The organism is Ruminococcus sp. AF20-12LB (genome assembly GCF_003478985.1).
Classification (GTDB): domain Bacteria; phylum Bacillota; class Clostridia; order Lachnospirales; family Lachnospiraceae; genus Blautia_A.
The window spans coordinates 128,902-153,050 of sequence record NZ_QUGH01000002.1 but is presented as its reverse complement, the minus strand read 5'-3'; the positions used below and the strand labels follow the sequence as shown (position 1 = coordinate 153,050).

At 45.6% G+C, this 24,149-nt stretch carries 20 protein-coding genes and 1 pseudogene; 3 read left to right on the top strand and 18 right to left on the bottom strand.

Going from position 1 to position 24,149, the window contains the following annotated elements; translation table 11 throughout:
* Nucleotides 1–48 precede the first annotated feature (48 nt).
* Nucleotides 49–462 carry an RrF2 family transcriptional regulator gene (locus DWX61_RS03385; RefSeq protein WP_110102187.1) on the bottom strand — a complete coding sequence of 138 codons (414 nt, stop codon included), beginning with the start codon at nt 460–462 and terminating at the stop codon, nt 49–51.
* Between the two features lie 341 nt (nt 463–803).
* Here DWX61_RS03385 and DWX61_RS03380 point away from each other — a divergent pair, with 341 nt between their 5' ends.
* Nucleotides 804–2,444 carry an ABC-F family ATP-binding cassette domain-containing protein gene (locus DWX61_RS03380; RefSeq protein ID WP_021650411.1) on the top strand — a complete coding sequence of 547 codons (1,641 nt, stop codon included), beginning with the start codon at nt 804–806 and terminating at the stop codon, nt 2,442–2,444.
* 85 nt (nt 2,445–2,529) lie between these two features.
* On the opposite strand, the gene ybaK is transcribed toward DWX61_RS03380, so the two are convergent.
* The 8 genes from ybaK to DWX61_RS03340 form a co-directional block, all read right to left on the bottom strand.
* Nucleotides 2,530–3,009: a Cys-tRNA(Pro) deacylase gene (gene ybaK, locus DWX61_RS03375; RefSeq protein ID WP_118623790.1), complete on the bottom strand. Its 480-nt coding sequence runs from the start codon at nt 3,007–3,009 to the stop codon at nt 2,530–2,532.
* 23 nt (nt 3,010–3,032) lie between these two features.
* Complete coding sequence (locus DWX61_RS03370; protein ID WP_118623788.1) at nt 3,033–4,298, bottom strand: DUF4203 domain-containing protein; 1,266 nt, start codon at nt 4,296–4,298, stop codon at nt 3,033–3,035.
* 49 nt (nt 4,299–4,347) lie between these two features.
* On the bottom strand, nt 4,348–5,556 hold the full coding sequence (locus tag DWX61_RS03365) for a transglutaminase domain-containing protein (protein WP_244791115.1): 1,209 nt from the start codon (nt 5,554–5,556) through the stop codon (nt 4,348–4,350).
* An 85-nt stretch (nt 5,557–5,641) separates the two neighbouring features.
* Nucleotides 5,642–7,612 carry an NlpC/P60 family protein gene (locus tag DWX61_RS03360; RefSeq protein WP_118623786.1) on the bottom strand — a complete coding sequence of 657 codons (1,971 nt, stop codon included), beginning with the start codon at nt 7,610–7,612 and terminating at the stop codon, nt 5,642–5,644.
* 263 nt (nt 7,613–7,875) lie between these two features.
* Nucleotides 7,876–8,472: a zinc dependent phospholipase C family protein gene (locus DWX61_RS03355; protein ID WP_118515887.1), complete on the bottom strand. Its 597-nt coding sequence runs from the start codon at nt 8,470–8,472 to the stop codon at nt 7,876–7,878.
* Nucleotides 8,473–8,665: 193 nt separating this feature from the next.
* Complete coding sequence (locus DWX61_RS18850; protein WP_182433936.1) at nt 8,666–9,286, bottom strand: hypothetical protein; 621 nt, start codon at nt 9,284–9,286, stop codon at nt 8,666–8,668.
* A gap of 74 nt (nt 9,287–9,360) precedes the next feature.
* Nucleotides 9,361–10,392: a uroporphyrinogen decarboxylase family protein gene (locus DWX61_RS03345; protein WP_110102183.1), complete on the bottom strand. Its 1,032-nt coding sequence runs from the start codon at nt 10,390–10,392 to the stop codon at nt 9,361–9,363.
* Nucleotides 10,393–10,446: 54 nt separating this feature from the next.
* Nucleotides 10,447–11,847, bottom strand: coding sequence for an MFS transporter (locus tag DWX61_RS03340; protein ID WP_118623784.1), 1,401 nt, complete (start codon nt 11,845–11,847; stop codon nt 10,447–10,449).
* A gap of 261 nt (nt 11,848–12,108) precedes the next feature.
* On the opposite strand from DWX61_RS03340, the gene DWX61_RS03335 reads away from it, so the two are divergent.
* Complete coding sequence (locus DWX61_RS03335) at nt 12,109–13,689, top strand: PucR family transcriptional regulator (protein ID WP_118623782.1); 1,581 nt, start codon at nt 12,109–12,111, stop codon at nt 13,687–13,689.
* Nucleotides 13,690–13,710: 21 nt separating this feature from the next.
* Here DWX61_RS03335 and DWX61_RS03330 read toward each other — a convergent pair whose 3' ends face one another.
* The 8 genes and pseudogenes from DWX61_RS03330 to DWX61_RS03295 all read right to left on the bottom strand — a co-directional run.
* Nucleotides 13,711–14,493 carry an arylamine N-acetyltransferase family protein gene (locus DWX61_RS03330; RefSeq protein ID WP_118623780.1) on the bottom strand — a complete coding sequence of 261 codons (783 nt, stop codon included), beginning with the start codon at nt 14,491–14,493 and terminating at the stop codon, nt 13,711–13,713.
* Between the two features lie 15 nt (nt 14,494–14,508).
* The gene (locus tag DWX61_RS03325) at nt 14,509–15,048 is read right to left on the bottom strand and encodes a DUF2284 domain-containing protein (RefSeq protein ID WP_118623778.1); all 540 of its coding nucleotides are present in this window, start codon (nt 15,046–15,048) and stop codon (nt 14,509–14,511) included.
* A 16-nt stretch (nt 15,049–15,064) separates the two neighbouring features.
* A complete protein-coding gene (locus DWX61_RS03320) occupies nt 15,065–16,765 on the bottom strand; it encodes an ASKHA domain-containing protein (RefSeq protein WP_270426918.1) in 1,701 nt (566 codons plus the stop codon).
* A 91-nt stretch (nt 16,766–16,856) separates the two neighbouring features.
* Nucleotides 16,857–17,489 carry a cobalamin B12-binding domain-containing protein gene (locus tag DWX61_RS03315; protein ID WP_015524728.1) on the bottom strand — a complete coding sequence of 211 codons (633 nt, stop codon included), beginning with the start codon at nt 17,487–17,489 and terminating at the stop codon, nt 16,857–16,859.
* Between the two features lie 54 nt (nt 17,490–17,543).
* Complete coding sequence (locus DWX61_RS03310) at nt 17,544–18,359, bottom strand: methyltetrahydrofolate cobalamin methyltransferase (RefSeq protein ID WP_021650848.1); 816 nt, start codon at nt 18,357–18,359, stop codon at nt 17,544–17,546.
* Nucleotides 18,360–18,770: 411 nt separating this feature from the next.
* Complete coding sequence (gene metA, locus DWX61_RS03305; RefSeq protein WP_118515882.1) at nt 18,771–19,703, bottom strand: homoserine O-acetyltransferase MetA; 933 nt, start codon at nt 19,701–19,703, stop codon at nt 18,771–18,773.
* 91 nt (nt 19,704–19,794) lie between these two features.
* Entirely contained in the window at nt 19,795–21,756 is a 1,962-nt protein-coding gene (ligA, locus tag DWX61_RS03300) for an NAD-dependent DNA ligase LigA (RefSeq protein WP_118623776.1), read from the bottom strand.
* 85 nt (nt 21,757–21,841) lie between these two features.
* Nucleotides 21,842–22,492 (bottom strand): annotated as a pseudogene (locus DWX61_RS03295) (pseudouridine synthase); the annotation flags it as partial.
* A 112-nt stretch (nt 22,493–22,604) separates the two neighbouring features.
* On the opposite strand from DWX61_RS03295, the gene DWX61_RS19155 reads away from it, so the two are divergent.
* The gene (locus DWX61_RS19155; RefSeq protein WP_244791121.1) at nt 22,605–23,141 is read left to right on the top strand and encodes an N-acetylmuramoyl-L-alanine amidase family protein; all 537 of its coding nucleotides are present in this window, start codon (nt 22,605–22,607) and stop codon (nt 23,139–23,141) included.
* Between the two features lie 66 nt (nt 23,142–23,207).
* Here the strand turns inward: DWX61_RS19155 and DWX61_RS03285 are convergent, their stop codons facing one another.
* The gene (locus DWX61_RS03285) at nt 23,208–24,128 is read right to left on the bottom strand and encodes an SH3 domain-containing protein (RefSeq protein ID WP_286188051.1); all 921 of its coding nucleotides are present in this window, start codon (nt 24,126–24,128) and stop codon (nt 23,208–23,210) included.
* Between the last annotated feature and the right edge of the window lie 21 nt (nt 24,129–24,149).

Below are 24,149 nucleotides of genomic sequence, written 5' to 3'. Positions count from 1 at the left end.
CCGCTCTCCTTATCATCTCATACGCTTATCCCAACTCACATCCGGGAATCACTTCTCCTCTTTTCCGAAAAGATCCTTCATGGATTTCCGCCGGAGCATTGTCCACAGCTGATCCTGGATCTCCTTAAGCTCATCATGTGCATGGCAGGGAACTCCGTCCTGTCCGTTCCTTGGACACTGATATGTGCCGTTCAGGCACTCAATGATGGACATATCCGGATCGATCGCACTGTATATCTCATATAATGACAGTTCTTCCGGATCTCTCTTCAGCGCGTAACCGCCATGAACTCCGCGGTATCCTTCCACGAGCCCTGCATTCTGAAGCTTCTTCAGTATCTTGTATGCAAAGGGTGCTGTGATCGATTCCCTCTCACAGATCTCGCTGACGCTCAAACGCGGCTCCCACATCAATGCGCGGATAACCCGCATCGCATAATCGCTTTCTCTGGTGATAAACATTTTTAACCTCTCTTCTGTTCAACTAAGCTGCTGATTTATGATAGTTTCCGCATTCCATCCGATCTGCCACGTTCCCGGGTGTTTCTGACGTACCAGAGAGCCGGATATCCATATCCCCGGAATGCTTCATTACCACATACGACAGTATAACCCATTTTTTTATATAATAAAAGGTTATTATTTTCCTGTGATCCAAAGTAATCCCCTGTTTTTCCTTTATTTAGCCGAAAAAAGGAAAATACAGCTTGCAAATTTTTCAGTTTACGGTACAATAGGAAACGATTGTAATGCTTTCGTATGTAATTGAAACGATATTTATTTAATGAAAAAAGAGGTATGATATGATTTCAGCAAATAACATCACACTGCGCGTTGGAAAAAAAGCGCTGTTTGAAGACGTTAACATCAAATTTACAGAGGGTAACTGTTATGGATTGATCGGCGCCAACGGCGCAGGAAAATCTACATTCCTCAAAATCCTTTCCGGTCAGCTCGAGCCTACCAAGGGTGACATTGTGATCACCCCCGGTCAGAGACTTTCTTTCCTGCAGCAGGATCATTTCAAATATGATGCTTATCCGGTTCTGGATACTGTCATCATGGGTAATGAAAGACTCTATCAGATCATGAAAGAGAAAGAAGCCATTTACGCAAAGGAAGATTTCACAGACGAGGATGGCATCCGTGCCAGCGAGCTTGAGGGTGAGTTTGCAGAGATGAACGGATGGGAAGCAGAGTCCGATGCTGCTACTCTTCTCAACGGTCTCGGCGTCGACACCGAGTTCCACTATACACAGATGGCAGACCTTACCGGTAGTATGAAGGTCAAGGTTCTTCTTGCACAGGCTCTTTTTGGAAATCCTGATATCCTTCTTCTTGATGAGCCGACCAACCACCTGGATCTTCCTGCTATCGAATGGCTGGAGGAGTTCCTGATCAATTTTGACAATACGGTTATCGTAGTATCCCATGACCGTTATTTCCTGAACAAGGTCTGCACACATACTGCTGATATCGATTATGGCAAGATCCAGCTTTATGCCGGAAACTACGACTTCTGGTTTGAATCCAGCCAGCTTCTGATCAAGCAGATGAAAGAGGCCAACAAAAAGAAAGAGGAGAAGATCAAAGAGCTCCAGGAGTTCATCTCCCGTTTCAGCGCCAATGCTTCCAAATCCAAGCAGGCGACTTCCAGAAAGCGTGCCCTGGAAAAGATCCAGCTGGATGACATGCGTCCTTCCAGCCGTAAATATCCATACATCGACTTCCGCCCGAACCGTGAGATCGGAAACGAAGTCCTCATGGTGGAAAATCTGTCTAAAACCATTGATGGAGTAAAGGTTCTGGACAACATTTCCTTCACTCTGGGTCGTGAAGATAAGGTTGCCTTTGTGGGTGCCAACGAGCAGGCCATCACAACCTTCTTCAAGATCCTTACAGGTGAAATGGAGCCGGATGAAGGAAATTACAAATGGGGTGTTACCACTTCCCAGGCATATTTCCCAAAGGATAACACACAGGAATTCGATAACGACCTTACTATCACCGACTGGCTGACACAGTACTCCGAGATCAAGGACGCAACCTACGTCCGTGGATTCCTTGGCCGTATGCTTTTCCCTGGTGAGGATGGTGTAAAACGTGTCCGTGTTCTTTCCGGTGGTGAGAAGGTCCGCTGTCTTCTTTCCAAGATGATGATCTCAGGTGCCAATATCCTGATCCTGGATGAGCCGACCAACCATCTGGATATGGAGTCTATTACAGCACTGAACAACGGACTGATCAAGTTCCCTGGAGTGATCCTTTTCACCTCACACGATCACCAGTTTGTACAGACAACTGCAAACCGTATCATGGAGATCCTTCCTAACGGCAAGCTGGTAGACAAGATCACCACTTACGACGAGTATCTTGCCAGTGACGAAATGGCCAAGAAGCGTCACGTATTCCAGGTTAACGAAGAGGACGCACAGGATAACTAAATCCCATGCTTCTGTAACAAAAAAACTCCCCTGCTTCCGCCTTTACAGGCAGTCAGGGGAGTTTTTTTGTCTGTTTTATATACGCTTACTCCATGGTGATCGGAGCAAGCTTGCCCTGTGTTACATCCAGAAGATCTTTAAGCGGTACCTTCAGGGTAAGGCCCACTCTTCCACCGCTTACATAGATCTCATCAAAGTTTTCGGCAGACTGGTCAAACACCACCGGATAATTTTTTTTCATTCCAAGAGGGCTGCAGCCTCCGCGGATATAGCCCGTGATCTTTGTAAGATCCTTTACATGGATCATATCTACTGTTTTTTCACCTACAGACTTTGCTGCTGCCTTACGGTCCACCTCTTTTTCGATCGGAACTACAAACACATAGTAGCCGCCTCTTTTCCCTTCCATGACCAGGGTCTTAAAGGATTGATCATGAGGGGCTCCTGTGATGTCTGCACAGTGGATCCCATCTATGAACTCTCCACAGTCATATGTGATCGCTTCATATTTTACTTTTTTTCGATCCAGCATTCTCATCGCGTTTGTTTTGGCTTCTTTTCCCATTTCTGTCACTCCTCGGATTTTTCTCAGTTGTCTTTCCACTCATCAAGCTCATCCAGATCCTCATCATTCATCAGATCCGGGTCATTCCTGTAATTTCCATATTCTTCCTGCTCATCAAAATCCGCCATATTTTCAATATCCATCCGGCGTCTTTTCTGCTGCAGTTTTTCAAAATCTTCATAGCTGTCCCTGTTTTCCGGCTCATCAAAGCGATCATATTCTTCATGATCCTCCGGATCTGCATAGCGGGATCTGCTTCCCGTTCCTGCATTCCTTCGTTCCCTGGTGCTGCTGCTCTGGCTGTATCTGCTGCCTCTTCTGTCATCCGAAGCATAATTTCTGCCGGTGGTTCTGTTTCTGCCGGAGGTTCCGGAAGTGCTTCTTCTTTCAGCGGAACTACTCTTGCTGTTTCTTTCGCTTCCGGATTTTTTCCTGCTGTCTGCATAATTTCTTTCTCTTCTGTCAGAGTTGCGTTCTTCTCTGTCAGATGGTCTGCGGGAACGTCTTTCACCCCGGCTTTCCCGGTCATCGTTTGCCCGGTTTTCGGATATATATCTGCGATCGTCCCTGCTACGGTCAGAGGTGTATTCACGGCCGTTTCCTCTACGGTCCCTTCCTGCCGGCTTCCTGATCTCCTCCGGCAGAGCTCCATCGTCGTCATCCTCTTCTTCGTCATCGTCATCTTCCTCATCGTATCGGTCTTTGTTGATAGCGAACTGGATCAGCATACCAAGGATCACAATTCCCGCTGCCATACCGACGCCATATGGAAACTGCGCCAGCCCTGCGATCTTTGCAATGGATAATCCTGCCAGAACGCCACCCAGTATACTGGTTCCGACAATGATCACGCCTTTTGCATAACGCATGGCAAGTACTCCCAGTCCCACGCCGATAAGGATGCACAGGAAAAAGGAAAAGGAACTGGTCGGATGAATCAGATAAATACTCAATGTTATTCCGATACCAAATCCCAGTACAAAGATTCCTGCCCTGTAGATCAGAAACGAAACAACAGCCAGTACGATTCCAAGTCCCGCCATGGCACCTACGATCACCATTTTATCCTGAACACCGGACATATAGGTCACACCAAAGCCGGCACCTGCTCCAATGATAAATCCAAAGATCATCATCCAGAACCGGAGGATACGATATCCCAGGATACAGTTCAAAAGCCCGAAAACACAGAGCACTCCGTATACGATCACCATCAGCTGGCTGATCTGTTCCATACCTCCTGCTCTCTGCAGTATGTCAAATCCTCTTGACAACATATCCATATTCATAATTTACTCCTCTCTTTCCAAAACCTCCGGAAATCTTCCCAAAGATATTTCAGAAAATAAAATATATGGTATAAAAATTATCCATCACTCCATAATGATACTCCACCTGACCAAGTCCGTGAAGTTTCATATAATACTGTGCCACATTCTGTACCACGCCATCATCCAGCAGTTCCTGACAGGCTTCGGAAAAAGCTTCCTGACCGCCAAACTTGAAACGCACAACAGCCGCACCATTATCCAGTCTCATCTTACAATAATCATATATATCCTGCCAGCTGTAATCTTCAAAGTACCCCTGGTTCAGCACATAAAAATCCAGATCCCTCGCAGTACATGCCGGAACTGTCAGTTCTTCCGATGGTGTATAGGTTTTTTCGTATTCTTCCGGGAAAGGGCAGAGATAATCGTAAATGATCGTCTTATGTTCTTCCAGCTGCGCGGCATCTCCATTTAGAAAATCCGGCTGATCCCCATTGGTAGCATCTACATAATAATACTCCTGGCCAATTTTTACAATATCCCATGCATGACCCTCTGTACTTCCTTTTGTGCTTCCGTCCACATAAATACAGGGAATATCCAGCCTTTCCAGAAGATACTGGACAGCTCCTGCATATCCGGCACAGACTGCGGATTTTTTCCAGAAAACACCTGCTATGCTCTGATCATCCTCCCCGGTCTGATACTGGGTATGGTCAATAACATACGTATAAACAATGCGTATCTTCTCGTAGTCACCGGCATCCTCCGGAATCAGGGCTCTGACCTCCTGAAAGCTCTGCTCCATTGCCGTTTGTATCTCATCGATCTCGCTGTCTGTATAAGTATAACCCGGAGTAAAAACGCAGTAATCACTGTCTGAATACGTAGTTTTGTAGATTTTTTCACGATTGTGGACCCAGAATATCTCCGGGTGGTCTTTCAATACTGCATGATAGCTTCTGTCAATACTGTCATCATCGGAGATTGTCAGATAAAACTCCTTTTCCCGGGCACGGATTCCTTTCAGCAGCTCCCGATATACTCTCTGCTCTTCTTCCGTAAGCTGTTTGAAATAATATTCCTGATGTCCTTCTTCGCTCTGGGCAACCTCCATCTGACGCAGTTCCTCTACTTCCTTTGGCTCCCCTGAAATAACGCTCTTTGCTATGGATCGGATCTGATCCAGTGCCCCTGCCGAAGCGCTAAAGGGCTGAAGGATCACTGCGGCTGCAAGTACTGCGGCTGCCATGGGGCAGAAATTTCTTTTTTTCATAATATCATGTCCTCTGTCTGAAGCAGCGATTGTAAGAAAGGGCAGCCTCCCGTGGGAGACTGCCCTTATCTTCAATCGCTGTCCCTTAGTTTTCCATTTCCAGTGTTTCTACATCATCATCAAATGTATCCACTGCATCGTCCATGGTCTCCTGATCCAGAGTCAGCGTCTCAACTTCATCTTCTTCCTCGTCCTCCTGCAGAGCCGTATTCTTAAAATCTGCAAGAAGGTTACTGGAAACAGTATCACTGGATGCCAGTGCATCCTTCAGTGCATCGGATCTAACCACATCCGTAAGGAGCTTTTCTGCACTCTCCTCTGTCAGAACATCATTCTCTATAGCTGTGGTCTTATCAACTGTTTCCTCCGCTGTTGTATCCTGATAGAAGGATGGTTTTCTGATATAACGGAAGCTTGCACTGTATGCCTCACCAACCGTTACACCATTCTTGCTGGAAGAACAATGTACTGCGATCCAGTCGCCGGAATCCGTCTTTCCGCACAGGATACCAACGTGGTTGTTGCTTCCTGCTTCCGGTCCTCTCTGGAATACCAGATCTCCTGGCTGTGCATCTGCTTCGCTGACAACACCGGCCTTCTCCCACTGGTCAGAGGTTCCGTCTCCAACTGCTGCCTGCATTCCCTGATTCTTATATCCATTGATCACCGCCCAGGTAACAAAACCGCTACAGTCCAGACCATATGCACGGAGCGTACCGGAGCTTCTGCTGCCGTCTGCAGATACCTTCTCAACGGAACCCCAGCTTGGGTCTTCTCCGATCACCGTAGATTTACCGCCCCAGAAATACCCAACCTTACCAACCAGTGAATACGCTGCAGTGATAACATCTACACGATCCTCAGAAACATCGTCTCCCACACTTTCACGGACAAAGCCTTTGGATGCGGTAACTACCGCACAGAGAAGCTTACAGTCTGTTTCCACATATTTCTTAAGGACGCTTCTGTCTTCCTTCGCAATATTGTTCTTCTTGATGTAGTAGTTGATCTTGCGATTTCCGTAGGATATCTTGGTAATATCCTGTTTGTCCCTGACGATCGGGTTCATCTCCGCAAAGATCCTTGCCAGATCATCCTTACAGGATGCATCCAATGTAAATGACGTTACTCCTGCTTTGCTCTTTTCATAAATATAAACAGCAAGGATATCCTGCCAGTTTCTTACCAGAAGTGTATTCTCCGTATCGGTAAGCTTGTTCTTCTCTTTATATTCTCTTTCAATCTCTTCCATTACAGAAGCAAAATCATCGGAGAAGGACAGATGATAATTGTTCTTAAGACTATCCAGATAAAAATCCTTGCCTGCATGAAGATTGGAAACCATATTTGTCACATAAACAGGATCTCCGATCTGTGTTGCTGTTGCGTTATTTCCATCTGTGATCTCTGTATTTTTGTTATCACTGTCGTTCTTGTCGACAGCTGCAAGCTTGGCTTCTGCCTCCGTCAGAATCTTATAATTCGTAACTTTGGCCTTTTCTTTATTAGACAGCGCCTCATAAGCTGCACGTGCGCTCTCTATCTCAGCTTTATCTGCTGCTGTGATCGTTCTGCCTGCCAGTGCTTTGATCTTCCGGATCACCGCCTGTACCTTTGCAGAATCATCCCTAGCCGGTGTTTCCGTCGGTGCGGGTGTTGCGGTTGGTTCCGGCGTTGTCGTTGGTGCAGGTGTCGCTGTCGGTTCCGGTGTCGCCGTTGGTGCAGGTGTCGCGGTTGGCTCCGGTGTTTCCGTCGGTGCAGGTGTTGCGGTTGGCTCCGGTGTTTCCGTCGGCGCAGGCGCCGGTGTATCCGTTGGTCCCGGTGCTGTAGTTGGTTCCGGTTCAGGTGCAGCAGTTATTTCCGGCTCCGGCGCAGCTGTCGGCACCGGATCTGCCAGAACTTCCGATTCACTTACCTCACTTCCGTCTCCCGAAACACCTTCCTCAGCAACAATATTATCTGCTTCCTCGGCGGCTTTTACTCCGGTTGGAACTGCCAGTACCATAGCTGATAACATCGTGATGCAAAAAAACTTATTCAGGTACTTGTTCTTCATATTTATTAAGATGCTCCCTTCTTTCCTTGAACATCCCTTTACTTCCCCTATAATAAAGGTCTGCCTTAAACCATTTGATAATTTAAAGTTTAATTCAATTTATTTTAGCATACGAAAATTGTGAAATCAACCGTTCTGGTAGGATATCTCTTCCAATTCATCTTTTTTTCACTTTTTATTCATATTTTTGTAAGATTCTTTTTGGTTTACCATAACATAAAAAAGCCACAGCGTTCTCACACACTGCGGCTTTTTGTATACTGTCAGACAGTCACTGCCGGCTGTCCGCCCATATGAAACTGTTTTCTGACACAGAGCTGAAAAATCCCCTGTACAACCTGATAGCACACCCGAAGGATAAAACGAATGTCATCGGCAATGCACCGCGGGCTTTCCAGATAATATGCATGACGCTCACGGATATATTCCACAAGTTCCTCAAAGCTTTCAAACTGCTTTGCTTCTTCCAGCTGGCTGTCTGCTGCGCCGCTGAGGATACACTCTCTCAGGCGGTTCTTCAGCTCAGCTTCATAAGAATTATGTGCTGCAAGATTTCCTTCGTATGTTTTGTTATGAGGAAAAGTAAAATAATCAGCCATATAATGCATGACCTCACCGAATCTTCTCCAGTATACTCTGGCATTCTCTTCCTCCGGGTTCTTCTCGACAAGCGCCCTCATCTTATTCTGGAGATGATCAAATGTCCCGAAAAACTCATGTCTGGTGGTGAGAAATGATGGTTTCAGATCAGGCATGATATTGCCCAGGCAAAACGCTTTTCTGTGCTGCTGAAGACTGTACACCTCAGACATCTGGTCAGCCAGGTATCTGCCTAACAGTATATGTGATTTTTTACGCAATTTTTTCCCTCTTCCTTCTTTCCTGATCCAGATTCTGACCGGTCAACAGTAATTGGTTCCGCCCGGTCCTCTTCTGGTATCCATAAATCATCCGTTTTCCGGAACCAACTTTACTATAGCACTGTTTTTTCAAATAATCAAATAAAGATTATGTGAATTTTAATCCATATCCAAAAGCTGCCGCTGCTTCAGATCAATAGATGCCCAGACGGTACTTGTCTTCGGTTCTCCGTAAAGATAAACCGTGCTGGAAACCAAGCAGCATATATAATTCACTTTTTGTTCCAATCTCTCCGTCAAGTCCAACACTGTTGTGCGCAGCTTCAACCAGGGTCTTTGCCCTATCTTCAGTAACTCCTCTGCCACGCATCTTTTTATCATGCCAGATCTTTCGGATCCCATTTACTCCAAGCGCGATCACATCTTTTGGCAATGGTGCTTTTTCAAGCACTGCCAGGCCGCTTATTGCATCAAATCGTGTGTATAATCCCAGATATTCCGGGAAATGTATTGCAAGCCATCTCTGGATCCTGTTTGCAGATATGTTGTGCTGCTTTATGATCCTGTCACGGCTGTATACCAGGTCTCTTATCAGAACTGCAGTCTTTTTATTCTCAGTCTTAAGTGTCTCTGCCCAAAGGTTGAAAGAATTGAACCCTTCCAGATTGTTATGAAAAGAAAAAATACGTTTTGTAAGTTCGCGTCCTCTGTTATCAAAAGCTCTTGCATAATGTATCTGGCTTCCGATATCAACTCCGACAACCATTGTTGAATCTGTTACTTGCTCAATCTTTTCATTCTGTGTATAATTCATTTGGAACCTCCAGTGCTTGATTGTTTTGTTTACATCCGCCAAGATGCAACTCAATCATACCTTGAGGTTCTTTTTTATTCAATTGGCGCTTTTAATGAATTACAGGAATGCTCCTTATTATATTTTTCAATCTCGTCATCAATAATTGAATCTACATGAGGGAACAGACAACCGGGACCTCCATAGGTAATACATGGGATGAAATGTCCGTGTGGTGCATACTCCTCACATGCTCTTCTGACCTCCTTGCGGATCTCTTCTTCTGTGGAATCCACACGGTCTACAATAGAAGCATCGATTCCACCCATAAGTGTCATTCTTCCGTTCAGCTGTTTCTGGAGCTTCGGAATATCATTCTGCGGAAGTGTTCCCTGCCAGATGTCAATCCCAAGATCAACCATATCCTCTATGATCGGTTCCATGAAGGAATCTGCGTGATGCATGATGATCACTCCATGGTCTTTCATATATTTATAGGATCTTTCATACTGTGGTTTGATAAATTCTCTCCATGTGTCCGGACTGATGAACAGGGACTGCTTGGAACCCCAGTCATCGTGGGAAAGGATGATATCCGGGTGGAGATTATCAACGATCAGCTTTGTAAGCTGAAAACGGTACTCCCCAATGGCATTGCAGAGATCCATCATATCCTCCGGCTCAAGAAGGAAGTTCACCAGCATATCCTCAAATCCCATCAGGAAGTGAAGCCTCTCAAAAACACCTGTAGGCATAAATGCCATGAAAAGGCTTCCTGAATCCTTTATCTCCTGTGCCTTCTGTTTAAATGGTTCCCATAAAGCCGGATCCGAGCACTGACCGACAATATCAGGGATCACCAGCTGCTCTTTCCATTCTGTGATATCATCAATGACTTTGTTGTCCTCTGTTACATGTGGCATTGCAGCCAGCTGTTCCTGGGGCCAGAGGATCTCAGTTCCGAAAAGATCCTTCATAGGCTCCATACCACGGTGACGGTTTCCACGCACATAATTATTTGCCGGGTTCGGCGGGTAAAAGGTCGCACCCTCATACTGTCTCAGAAGTCGTTCCGGCCTGCCGTCCTTTTTTATCGTTTCAAGTAAAATCTCCGATGCTTTCAACATAATGCTTCCTCCTTTATTATCCTGTGATCTTTCAAAATACCCGATCACTTATCTTTATGATCTTGCATCAATCTCAGCCTGATACTGAAGAACCTTTTCCTTTGTGATCTTAAATCCAAACACCAGAAGCAGAAGACCTGCCAGACAGAAAATAGCCGGAACAAGCGCAAAGGAAATCGTCATTCCCTGACGAGCCGTCCCCTCAAGAACAACTCCGGATTTCCAGCCTACCGCCACAAGACAGGCGCTGAGAATCGTTCCTCTTAAGAACACGGCAATCTTCAGCGGAAGATTCTGTAATCCCATGATCCATCCGGATGCATCTTTTCCGCTCTTCCATGTTGCATACACTACAGTGTCCGCATAAAGTGCAGGTGAAGCTGCAAAAGCCATGCCATAAAAGAACTGGGCAAGTGTCATAAGAGCGATCACTGTCATTGCATTTCCGTAGAAAATGTATACAAGGAACAGTGATACTGCCATTCCTGCATAAGCGATGATCATAGTTGTACGGGATGATATTGCTTTTGCAATGTATCTCATGGAAAAAGCACCGATGATGGCACCGATAGCAACCCAGAGAAGATAAGTGGTCATCAGTCCCGGATTTCCCATTGCATCCCTGAAATAGTAAATAGCAGATGCTGCTGTTACAAATTTCACACACCATTTTGCAAGGTCTGCCAGCATCAGGACCATAAGAGGCGGATTCTGAAACAGGGAAGCAAACATCTCTCTGATCGTGATCTTTGTTTTGTCATTTTTCTTTCCTGCTGTTTCCGTTTCAATCTCTTCATAGCCTTCCGTCATCTTGAAATGGGCAAAATAGGTTACGACCATCAGAATACCCAGGCAGAAAGCTGCTGCTGCAAATTTATTTTTCTCACCGACATATCCGGCAAGAAGTGTTGCAAACGGAAGACCCATATAGGAAAACAACAGACCGCCTATGTTATTCCAGGTTGCCCTGGAGGATGCAAGCGTTGCTTTGTCTTCCGGTGTTTTACCAACAACACTGATCAGGGTTGCGTTGGCAACATAGCTGAAATTCCATGCCACATGAGATGCGATGGATGCGACAATGATCACCACTGCCGAAACCCATTCATTATCGCTGACACGTATGAACATGAATGCATACAGAAACGGCACCATCCACGGAACCATGATCAGCCAGGAACGATAACGCCCCCATTTCTTTGCTTTTGTGCCATTGATGATTCCTCCGTAAAGCCAGGACAGACAGGCATCAACAATGGTAAATACGGAATTGATCACACCAGCTACACCAGCTGCAAAGCCTGCCAGATCCGTCAGAAATGTCATAAAGTAAAATGTCTCGATGTTACTCATAAGAACAAATCCGGCATCACCAACACCAAAGAAATATTTCAGGGCATTTGTAAGACCCTTTTTCTGTTTCGGATCTTGTTTCGGTATTTCATTTTTACTCATTTTCTTTCCCCCTTCGCTGTTTTTTGTGGGGCCGGCCATTTCCACAACTTCACGTTACCTTTGATGGTTATAGTATAGTTGTTTTTTTCCTGTTCGTAAATCCGCACACTTCTTCATTCTTTCTCCAATACTTCATACTTTTTGTACAGTTATTATTGTAAATATGCACAAATAATTTTCTCTCCGTTTTCTTTTTATTTTCCGTCTAATATGTTATAATTTCCTATAAATACAAGGCTTTTATGAATTGGAGGAAATATTTTGAATAAAAGAGAGCATTTCGTGAATAGCCCGCATACCGGCTTCCATCTTAATCTCCAGATCATTGCTGACGATTTTGCGGAGAAAAAAGAGGATGTTTCCATCCTCTGCCGTGAAGACCCCCTGACGCTGGATGGTCTTCGCATATATCAGGCAGGAGCCCTGCTGAAGCCATGCTACCTTTATCTTGTCTTCGGCAATTCTCTTTCCGAAAGCTTTCTGCGATACCAGAACATCGCATTTGTAGTGGTGGGCTCCGGTGATCTTTCCTGCTTTTCCGAAAGCTGCAGGATCCTTCACATTAAGGGAACCCTTTCTTTTTCTGAGATCTTCAACCAGATACAGCAGACCTTTGACAGATATTCTGACTGGGACAGTAAACTCCAGCTTGCACTTGGAAGTATCGATCCGTTGAATGAAATGCTGGAAGCCAGTCTGGATATATTTCATAATCCGGTTTTTGCCCACGACACCAACTTCTATATCCTTTCTTCTCCCCGGCACGTAACCGGTATGTCCGAATGGGTCCATGACCAGCGTACAGGAAGACTCATCGCACCTTTAAGCCTGATTCAGGATTTCAAGCTTGACGCCGAATACCAGCGCACACTTATCACCCACGGCGCCAATATTTATTCCGAAGAGCTCCGCGGTTACCGTATCCTCTACATGAATCTCTGGGTCAGCGGCAATTATCAGGGCCGGCTTTGTGTGGATGAGCTCCAGACGGAGATACAGCCCGGACATTTTTCTGCTCTTGAATATCTTGGCTCCTTTATCGAGCTGTGCATCCGTCGGCATAATCTGTTCCAAATTTCAATGGGAAATGACTCCCGGCAGTTTTTCACGGAGTATCTTTCCGGAAAGCTCACAGAACTACAGGCAGTTACCGATCAGATCCAGTATCTGAACTGGAATCGCCATGACCGGTATCTTGTACTTCGTCTGGAAACCCAGCAGCAGGATGACCGTATGCACTCTTCCATCGCCACACTGGGACACATTGAAGCCCAGATCCCGGAAGGTCTGGCTTTTACCTATCAGCAGGGAATCGTTGTGATCGTTAATCTGTCCTTTAAGCACTCTGTATCTTCCGATGTTATCAGTTCACTTGCGATCATCCTGCGCGAAGGGCTTTTTAAAATGGGAGTAAGCTCTGAATTTCGTGATTTTCTCCTGATCCCTCAGGGATATATTCAGGCTGTTTCCGCCTTGCGCCTGGGCAAAAAAAGTCAGAGCATGGCCTGGTGCTATCATTTTGATGCTTATCTTCTGGAATATATGCTTTCCCAGATCAGCCATCAGATCAGTCCCGAGCTTCTGGTCTCTTCACGGCTGGATGCACTGCAGAATTATGACCGAAAAAACAATACTGAACTGTATCACACACTCAAGGTCTATCTGGAGCATGAACGCAATTCTCTTCAGACAGCCCGTGAGCTTTTTATACATAGAAGTTCCCTGACCTACCGTCTGGAGCGCATCCAGAAGCTCACAAAGGTTGATCTGGATAATCCGAAAGACCGGCTTCTTCTGCAGCTCTGCTTTCTTCTGCAGGAAAAGGACCAGACTGTCACCTGACAACCTGGTCCTTTTTTCTGTTTATATCTGTAAAAACTCCAATCCGAAATAATGTTCCATCCATAGCCTGATGGTTTCTTCCGAATCGCTTATTTTCGTTTCAATGGATCCATCTTCCTTCTGGATCGTAAGAACATCCCCGGTCAGCGCAACACTTCCTTCCGGCCTGCAGATGCTCACCACTCTTTTTCTGGTAAACAATACATCCGGAGATTTTGCACAATAGAAATTCAGCAGTTCAAAATCTGCTTCTACTGCAGGAATCTGTGAAAATCTGAGTATTGGCAGATATTTTTCTTCTTTCTTTCGTTCAACAAGAATCTCTCCGTTTGTATTTCCCGGTTTCATGTTAACACGGTACCATCCGTTTTTTTCTCTGTGGATACCATCCTTCATAAGAACCGGCTTCTTGGGTCCGGGACCTCCGTATCCTACATCACAGTAATAGCTTCCTTCCTCAAAAATAACAAGGGTTGCCCGGTGCAGGACCGGCGGAAGCTCTTCCCGGTTCCACAATATCCTTACCGCCACAGGGATCACACGGAAATCCAAAGCTTTCAGAAACTCATAAAACAATTTATTCAGCTCAAAGCAATATCCGCCTCGTTTTCTGGCAATGATCTTCTCATAAATATCTTCCGACCTCAGAGAAGGAATCCTTCCCTCGTCAAAAACTTCCAGATTTTCAAAGGGAATACTGCAAAGATGAAGTTCCATTATCTTTTCCAGACATTTTTTATCTGTTCTCAATTCACCCTCATATCCGATCCTGCTCAGATATGCCTCCCGTTCTCTGTCATTCATTTTTTCACTCCTGTTCTATTCAAGAAGATAGCAGCTGGTATAGGCGATCGTACAGGGACCATAATAGTATTCCAGACCATTTGCCTGGCATACCTGTGTTACCAGCATTCCATAGGCTTCCATCGAAGAAAATGCCTGTTCGGGGAAACGGCATGGAGCATCCGGATATGTACACGTTTTACATTTTGTACAGCACCCGGCCCCTATGGGGAGCATACCCGGCCATCTTTCTCTGAGCACTTTTTCAAATTCATAAAAATTCTGTTTATGAACCGCTTCTGTCTCCATCATCGTCTCTCCGTCCAGAGGATCCTCCAGTTTCCCCACTGTCTGGACAATAATGCCTTCCCTGTACTTTTCTATCTTTTTTCTGCATACTTCAAGATCTCCGCATCCGGGAGGACAGCTCCAGCGTTTTGCATACATATGGCAGATATTATTTTTGCACATTTCCCTTACCTCCGGCATAAGCTCGATCGAATCGCTCTTCAGAAGCGCTACATGAGAAAATCCTGCCTTTTTTCCCATTTCTTCCAGTTCTTTTATATTAAGCATATCCATTCTCCTCGCATTACGGAAAGCATAAGCCATCCACAAAACAGTCCTGGAACTCCGGCGAGGCTGCCAGCTCCACAAAATCCATATTTTTGACAATCCGATCCATTTCTTTTCTTTCCTCTTCATTCAGAAGCGCGATCCTGGCACCTTCTCCGGCTGCATTTCCCACCGGCTGTATCTTGGGCAGCAGCTCAGCCGGGAACATCCCGATCGCCGCCGCACTTTCCGGATTCATGTAATTGCCGAATGCACCGGCAAGATAGACCTGTTTAATATCCTTTTCCGTGATCTCCAGTCTTTTCATAAGAAGAAAGATTCCCGCTGCGATAGCCGCTTTTGCCAGCTGCACCTCTCCGATATCCTTCTGTGTCAGATAAACGCCCCTGTCATTTCCCGACTTTTCCGGAGGTACCAGCACAAACACTCCCGCCTTTTCCTGGCCGCTTTCCAGATGACCACTTTCATCAATAAAGCCAGCCAGGTACAGCTGTGCCACAAGATCGATCAGACCTGAACCGCATAAGCCTGCCGGAGCCTTATTTCCTATAGTCGTGTATTCCCATTTTCCATCTTTGTATACTACATGATCTACTGCTCCTGCTCCTCCGCGCATCCCGCACTCGATCTTTGCACCTTCAAATGCCGGACCGGCAGCTGTTGAACAGCAGGCTAATCTCGTTTTATTTCCAAGGACCATCTCCCCGTTCGTTCCAATATCGATCATAAGGCTGATCTCGTTCTGGTGATCCTGTCTGAGCGTCAAAATGCAGCCACAGGTATCTGCCCCTACATACCCGGCTATATCAGGCAGCATAAGCAGCTGCCCCTTTCTGTGGATATGGAGCCCATATTGCTTTGCATTCAGTGTAAGCCCCTGACTGATCGCCGGATTATACGGTGCATGGACCAGCGATGCCGGAGAAATCCCAAGAAAAAGATGATGCATGCAGGTATTTCCTACCACAGATACCTGACAGATATCTGATGTGCTTCTTCCTGCTTCCTCTGCCAGTTCCTGGAGCATTTCATCAACCGCATTCCGTATGCAGCCGGTCAGCTGCTCTACGCCATGCTCCAGAGCATGATCCGCCCGCATGATCACATCTGCGCCATACTGAGTCTGTGGGTTCATTCTGCTCTTGAGAGCCAGCTGCTTCCCGGTCAACGCATCCATAAGATAGCCGACCACCGTCGTTGTACCTATATCAAAAGCCGCAAAACAGATTTTTTTCTCTTCTCTGCTGATATCCAGGAGCTCATTTCCTGCACAGATCACATACCATTCTTCTGCTTCTTTTCTGCAGCCGTAAAGCTTCGATGCAATTTCAGTATCAGGCAGAACAGGTTTTTCCACATCCAGCTGTTCTGTCAGCCGCTCCCATTCAGAGCGGTTGTCTCCTGTCTCCGGTTTCTCAAGAATCACTTTTTTCTGTTTCAGATCAGGCCTGAACGCAACCGGTCTCTGCATTCCTTCTGTAAGGATTTCCTCTTCCTGGCATCCGGACAATGTATCTACTTCAAGGTCACTGTGGATTTCCGTCTGACATGCAAGCACCATGTGATCCTCTATTTTAACACGACATTTCCCGCACTTTCCCCGGCCTCCGCAAGGTGCATCAGGAACCAGCTTTGCTTTTCTTTCCGCCTCAAGGATCCTGGTACCCGGTTCCACCAGAATCTCCTTTTCCTCCCTGATAAATTTTATTCGGTACATTTTTATCCCTCCGATGGTCACTGTAAAGCAAAAGCCGCTCTGCCGTCTATGCCATGCACAGACAATACAGAGCGGCCCGTTTTATTTTCCCTTATGCTGCCAAAGCTTTTGCAAGAACTGCTGCGCTTGCTGCATCTTCTGAATATCCATCTGCGCCGATCTCATCTGCAAATTCCTTCGTGATCGGTGCTCCTCCAACCATAATCTTAACATTGCTTCTGAAATCTTCCGCATTAAGTGCTGCAACTGTATCCTTCAGAGCCGGCATTGTAGTTGTGAGCAGCGCTGAAAGTGCAATTACCTTAACATCCGGATTTTCTTTGTAACATTCAATAACCTTCGATGCAGGTACATCAACACCGAGATCAATAACTTCAAAGCCGGCACTTTCGATCATCATCGCAACAAGATTCTTCCCGATATCATGAAGATCTCCTGCTACAGTAGCGATGATAAGTTTTCCCATACTTCCTGTAGCGCCGGATGCAAGATGCGGTTTCAGAACCTCAACACCCTTTTTCATTGCACGGGCTGCTACCAGCATTTCCGGAACAAAGATTTCTCCGTTTTTAAATCTTTCACCTACAACAGCCATTGCATCGATCATGCTGTTAAGAATCTCTGTTGCCTCACAGCCTTCATCAAGAGCTGACTGTACAGCTGCACCTACAAGTTTTGCTTTTCCTTTTTCTACCAATTCTGCTACTTCTGTGATTTTTGACATAATCAAACACCTCCGCTTTTTATTTTTTATCCGCATTCCGCATATGCGTTTTATTTATTTTTTTACAGGTCCGATCAGACCTTCTCTGTATGCTCCGATGTATTCCATACAGTAATCATCCAGACCAAGCAATGCCTCTGTTGCATATACAAGTCCAAGCATATCTCTGTTTGTAGGATCCATGATCGCGCTGTCAAGGCCAGCATTCATTGCAAGTACCACAAATCCGAAATTGATAAGCTTACGTACCGGCAGATTGAAGGAAATGTTGCTGATCGCCGCTGTGATGTGGATCATCGGATACTGTTTACGGACACTTGAAATTACTTCCACGTTCATCGCAATACCATCTTCAGATGTACAGAGCATCTCAACCAATGGATCAATATGGATACGATCCGGTGAAATTCCGTACTCTTTTGCTTTTGCCATGATCTTGTCAAATACCTTCAGCCTGTCTTCCGCACTTTTGGGGATACCTGTATCATCGCTTAGAAGTGCGATAACCTGCCACCCTTTATTTTCAGGCTGTGCCATAAGAGGAAAAATCTTATCGATCTTATCTCCCTCACCGGATACAGAGTTAAAAATACCCGGTTTTCTGCAGAATTTGTAAGCTTCTGTAAGAACATCTGCGCTGGGACTGTCTACGGAAATCGGAAGATCTGTCACTTCCTGAATACAGTCGATCATCCATTTCAAGGTTTCTACTTCTTCTGCTTCCGGAACAGATGCGCAGCAATCGATATAGCTTGCTCCTGAGTTTGCCTGAGCAAGTGCCCGCTGCTTGATGAATTCTGCATCTCTGTTTGCGATCGCCTCCGCCACAGAGGGGATGGATCCATTGATCTTTTCACCTATGATTATCATATTATTTATCCTCCCGTTAACATATTCTGGCCTGCATCAAGAACTGTTACTGTTCTCTCCGTTCTCAGCAACACGCTTCGCGATATACAAAATTTATGCTAATCTCATAAATTCACGCGGTATTTCCCGGGTTTTCTGTGACCTTTGCTCACAAAAATCACCTCGCGGAATATTACCAATGAACAGTAACCAAAAATTCTTATTTCAGTTCCATGTCTTTTATGTAATAATTGTATCAAAATAAATGCAAAAAGCCAGCCGCATTTCATACCATAAACATTGCATTTATTCCTACATTTTGTAGGAAAATTTTTCAGGGAAGATATTCGTGAGCGACAATCTAAAATAAACCCATAAATCATAGCTTTATCTACGATTTATGGGCTTATGCCAATACTTATTTCATATTCCTTACAGTTCCCTAAAATCCGGTGTCCCGTACAGGTCATACGGAGTACTCTGGTATACGTAATAATTCAGCCAGTTCGTATACAGATTGTTGGCATGGGCTCTCCAGGTAAGGAGTGGTTTGTTGTTTGGATCGTCATCTTTGTAATAGTTCTTCGGGATTTCAATAGGCAAGCCCTTGGCAAGATCTCTCTTATATTCGCCATCCAAAGTCACGCGGTCGTATTCCGGATGTCCCATAACAAAGATTTTACGGCCTCCCTCTGCCATTGCAAGGAACAGACCAGCCTCTTCGCTTTCCGCCAGGACCGTAAGATCTTTGCATGCATGGATATCTGCAATGGGAACTTCTGTGTGCCTGGAATGCGGCGCAAGAAATACATCATCAAAGCCCCGGACCAGCGGGATCTTACGGTTCAGTACCCTGTGCTGGAAAAGTCCGAACATTTTCTTATCCAGAGGTTTTTTCTCCAGACCATAAAAATGATAGAGACTGGCCTGCGCTGCCCAGCAGAGAAAGATTGTGGAAGTCACATGCTTCTCAGTCCAATCCATGATCTCAGTCAGCTCATTCCAGTAATCCACTTCCTCAAAAGGCATCTGCTCCACCGGTGCTCCTGTAATGATCATTCCATCAAATTTACGTTTCTTTATATCAGTGAACGTTTCATAAAACTTGTTCAGATGGCTGAGTGATGTATTCTTCGCTTCATGGCTCTCCACAGCCATAAATGTTACATCCACCTGCAGCGGTGTATTGGAAAGGGAACGCAGAAGCTGCAGCTCTGTTTCTTCTTTCAGCGGCATCAGATTCAGGATCAGAATCTGGATCGGACGGATATCCTGGTGCATGGCACGTTTTTCGTCCATTACAAATATATTTTCTCTCTCGAGGATCTCCTTTACCGGAAGATCCCCCTGTGTTTTGATCGGCATTGTTTGCCCTCCTTATATATGAAGCGTCTCTTACAAAGGAGCCGCTCGGCTTTTTTCTTCAGATAAAAAGTATCTCCAGTCTGTACGGCCTTTACTGCACTCCGGCAAGTTTCCGAAAATCTTCTTCTGAAAGGATCGGAATTCCCAGTTCTCTTGCCTTTTTGTTTTTGGATGAATTGGACTGGATATCGTTATTGATCAGATAATTGGTCTTTTTGGTAACTGAACCGGTAACCTTGCCTCCCAGGGATTCGATCAGCTCTTTGGCCTCACTTCGATTTCCAAAGTGCACCAGACTTCCTGTGATCACAAAATTCATTCCTTCAAAGATCTGTTCCTGTTTGGGACTGTCCTCCTGAATATGAAGAAAGCTCATCAGATGATCCAGGCGGCGATTGTTATCCTCATCCTTAAAATAAGCTACCAGATTTCCGGCAATGACCGGCCCGATGGTATCAATATCACTGACCTCTTCCAGACTGGCATGACGTATCCTGTCCAGATCATTGTCAAAATGGCGGCAGATCACTTTTGCATTAGCCAGACCGATATTTGCGATCCCAAGACTGTAGATCACCCTTGGAAGTGTGGTCTCTTTCGCCCGTTCCAGACTTTCCATAAGATTATCATAGGATTTCTGCCCAAAGCCTTCCATTTCCACAATCTCATCTTTATACCGGCTGATCTCAAAAATATCGCCAAAGTCATGGATAAATCCCCTGGCAATAAATTTCTCCAGTGTTGCCTCGGAAAGTCCGTCGATATTCATGGCATCCCTGCTTGTAAAAAGCCCAAAGGACTTGATCTTCTTGGCCGGGCACCCCGGATTGACGCAGAAAAGACATTCCACATCGTTTTCTTTCTTCACTATCGTTTCCTGTCCGCAGGCCGGGCAGTTATGCGGGATCGGTGCATTACCGCTTCCGGTCAGATTTTCCGCGATCTGAGGAATGATCATATTTGCTTTGTATACACGAATGGTATCTCCGATCCCCAGTTTCAGTTCCTTCATGATACTGATGTTATGCACACTGGCTCTGCTCACTGTGGTGCCTTCCAGTTCCACCGGCTCAAAAATTGCTACCGGATTGATCAGTCCGGTCCTGGACGGGCTCCACTCAATCTCCAGAAGTCTCGTATCACGCATCTCATCGGCCCATTTAAATGCCATGGCGTTCCTTGGAAACTTGGCCGTAGTTCCCAGCGATTCTCCGTAAGCAATATCATCATACAATGCCACAAGCCCATCTGACGGAAAATCATTGGTCGTAACTGCTTCCGCAAAGTAATCCATCGCTTCATCCAGAGTTTCTGCTGTGACTTTTCGATATTCCACAACCTCAAAGCCCTGTTTATTCAGCCACCGGAACTGCACCTCCCTGGAATTTCGGAAATCCACACCTTCCGCGCTCACTAAAGAAAAAGCATAAAACCGTACGTTTCTCTTCGCTGTAATTTCATTATTCAGCTGACGGACAGAACCACTGCAGAGATTTCTGGGATTTTTGTATTTGGCATCTGCATCTCCGATGGTTTCGTTGATCTTTTCAAAATCCGAATAGGTAATGATGGCTTCTCCGCGAAGGACCAGTCTCCCTTTAAAAGAAATTTTCAGGGGTATGTTCTTAAATACTCTGGCATTATTGGTAATAACCTCTCCCACAATACCATTTCCCCTGGTAACTGCCTTTATAAGCTCTCCGTTTTCATAGGTAAGCACGATCGTCAAGCCATCCAGCTTCCAGGATAAAAGTGTAGGATGTTCCCCCATAAACTCTCTCAAGGCTTCTCTCTCTTTAGTCTTGTCCAGGGACAGCATCGGACTCTCATGTTCCTCCTTGGGGAGCTGTTCCACTGCCTCATATCCTACATTAACGGTTGGACTGTCTGCCAGAACGATCCCTGTTTCTTTCTCCAGTGCGCTCAGAGTGTCGTACAGGGCGTCGTACTCCACGTTGGACATGATCTCCCTGTCTTCCTGATAATAGGCCCTGGACGCTTCCCGGAGCTTTTCTCCCAGCTCTTTCATTTTTTTTATGGATGATTCGTTCATGGCTTCCTCCCGTCCTTTTTTCTGATTTTTCGGAGGAAAGCATCTCCTCCAGTTCTTTTCGTTCTTCCGGCCGGATCTCACGATATTTCCCCTCTTCCAGGCCATCAAGGTGCAGATTCATGATCCGAACACGTTTCAGTGTTACGACTTTATATCCGAAATATTCACACATACGACGGATCTGGCGGTTCAGCCCCTGGGTAAGGATGATACAAAAACTGTTCTTACCTGTTTTTGTAACCTTGCAGGGACGTGTGACCGTATCAAGAATCGGCACCCCGCCACTCATGCCACGGATAAATTCTTCTGTCACCGGTTTATTCACGGTTACCTGATATTCCTTTTCATGATAGTTTCCCGCCTTCATGATGCGGTTCACCAGATCTCCTTCATTGGTAAGGAGAAGCAGGCCTTCGGAATCTTTATCCAGCCGTCCTATGGGATAAACCCGCACCGGATAATCCAGATATTCTGTTACTGTCATCTCATTCCGCTGTTGTCTGGTGCTACAGACAATCCCTTTTGGCTTATGAAAAAGAAGCAGGATCTTTTTTTCCTGTTTTTTTACAGGCTTTCCGTCAATACAGATCTCCGCATCCGGGAGGATCTTCATTCCTGTGGAAACCAGTTCTCCATTGGCAGTAACTCTCCCCGCTTCTGTCAGTCGGTCTGCCTCTCTTCTTGAGCAGACTCCTATATCGCTTAAATATTTATTGATTCTGATTTTTTCGTCCATTGTTCTATTATATATTTTTTCTCAGGTGTTCGCAACCGGTTATTTTTCTTGTATTTTCCTGCTCATTATTGTATGATAAACAGAAATGTACTTAAATATCAGGAGGAAAAACATGTCAGAACGTACTCCACGCATAAAACGGCTGCTGATCTTTGTCACTGTTTTCCTGTGTCTGATCTGCGGTATTCTCTTTACCCAGTCATCGGCCGGTCCTTTTGAAAACAGCAGTACTTCCGTAATTTCCGTAAATACAAGCGATATTTCGGCTATTGAACCAGGTTCAGATCGCGATCACCATACAGATGCATCTATATCTTCCGGCGCTCCCTCGCCTTCCGCCACACCGTCTCCTGTTCCCACAGAGATTCCCGAAACAGAAAAGGTTTCGCCGGAGGCGGAAAACGGAGTCTGGACACCAGATGGCACCAACTGGAAATTTATGGTTGACGGAACCGCCTATACCGGATGGCTTACCGACACAGATGCTCATCGATATTATTTCAACAAGGATGGGATCATGCAGACCGGCTGGATCACCCTGGGTAAAAAACGTTATTATCTGGACGAAGACGGAATCATGCAGACCGGAACCATCACCGTAAATGGAAAAAAATACATATTGGCAGCAGACGGTTCGCTCAGAAAATGATCTTTCGTTATATCAGAACAACAAAAATGCAGGTTCTTCCGGAACCTGCATTTTTGTTAACCCTTATTATTCTAACAGACCACTATAGACATAACCGGTCTGTCCATCATAATCAACCTGTATCCAGTCGCCTTCCTGCCCCTTCTTTTCAACTTCCGTTCCTGCAGAAAAACCACCGATAACCTCACCCTCTGAATCTGCGGAAGCACGAACATTACAGTCCTCTGTAACTGTAAGCATTGTCCCTGCATCTGCGGAAGCACTGGCATCTTCACCAAGGCCCTGAAGGAATTCTGCCAGAGAGGAATCACTCTCCTGCGCAGCTTCATAGTCTGCCTTCACCTTTGTGATAAGCTCCTGCACATCCTTCTCAGATTCCAGTTTTTTCACATAGGCACTGATATCTGCATCGTCATCAGCACCACCTTTGATCTTCAGATTGCCGTCACTGCCCGTCTCCACATAAAACTGGCTCAGTGCCGGAACCGGAGTCTCAATTCCAGTACAGATATAATTAAAGACTACATAAACGACATACGAATCGTCCGTCAGTCCCTTCTTAGCGTAAACATTCTGTACCTCATACCCATCAATATAATCCCTTGAATTAACCTGCGACTCGTCAGCCGGCGTAAATCCGTCCTCGATCGTCTTAAGTGTTGCAATGTCTTTTTCCCTAAAAGCTTTATAATAGCTCTGAATCAGCTCGGTTACTTCCGTGCTGGCTTTTTCCATGGTTGTCTCCGCATCCGTATCTGCCGCGGGACTGGCGTCTTTCTTCTCGTCTGTCTCCCCATCATTTGCCGGAGAAGAAGGATCATTTTCCTGGTTACTTTGGGCTGTTGTCTGATCTTCATTGGAATTCCCCTTCTTACCTCCAACACAGGCGCGGACGCCAAAGATCAGAACAAGCACGATCACCAGAATGGCTCCGCCTAACATAAAATAGCGAAGGTTATCTGATAACCATTCTCTGAAATCATCCAAGTTCTTGTCCTCCTTATCATA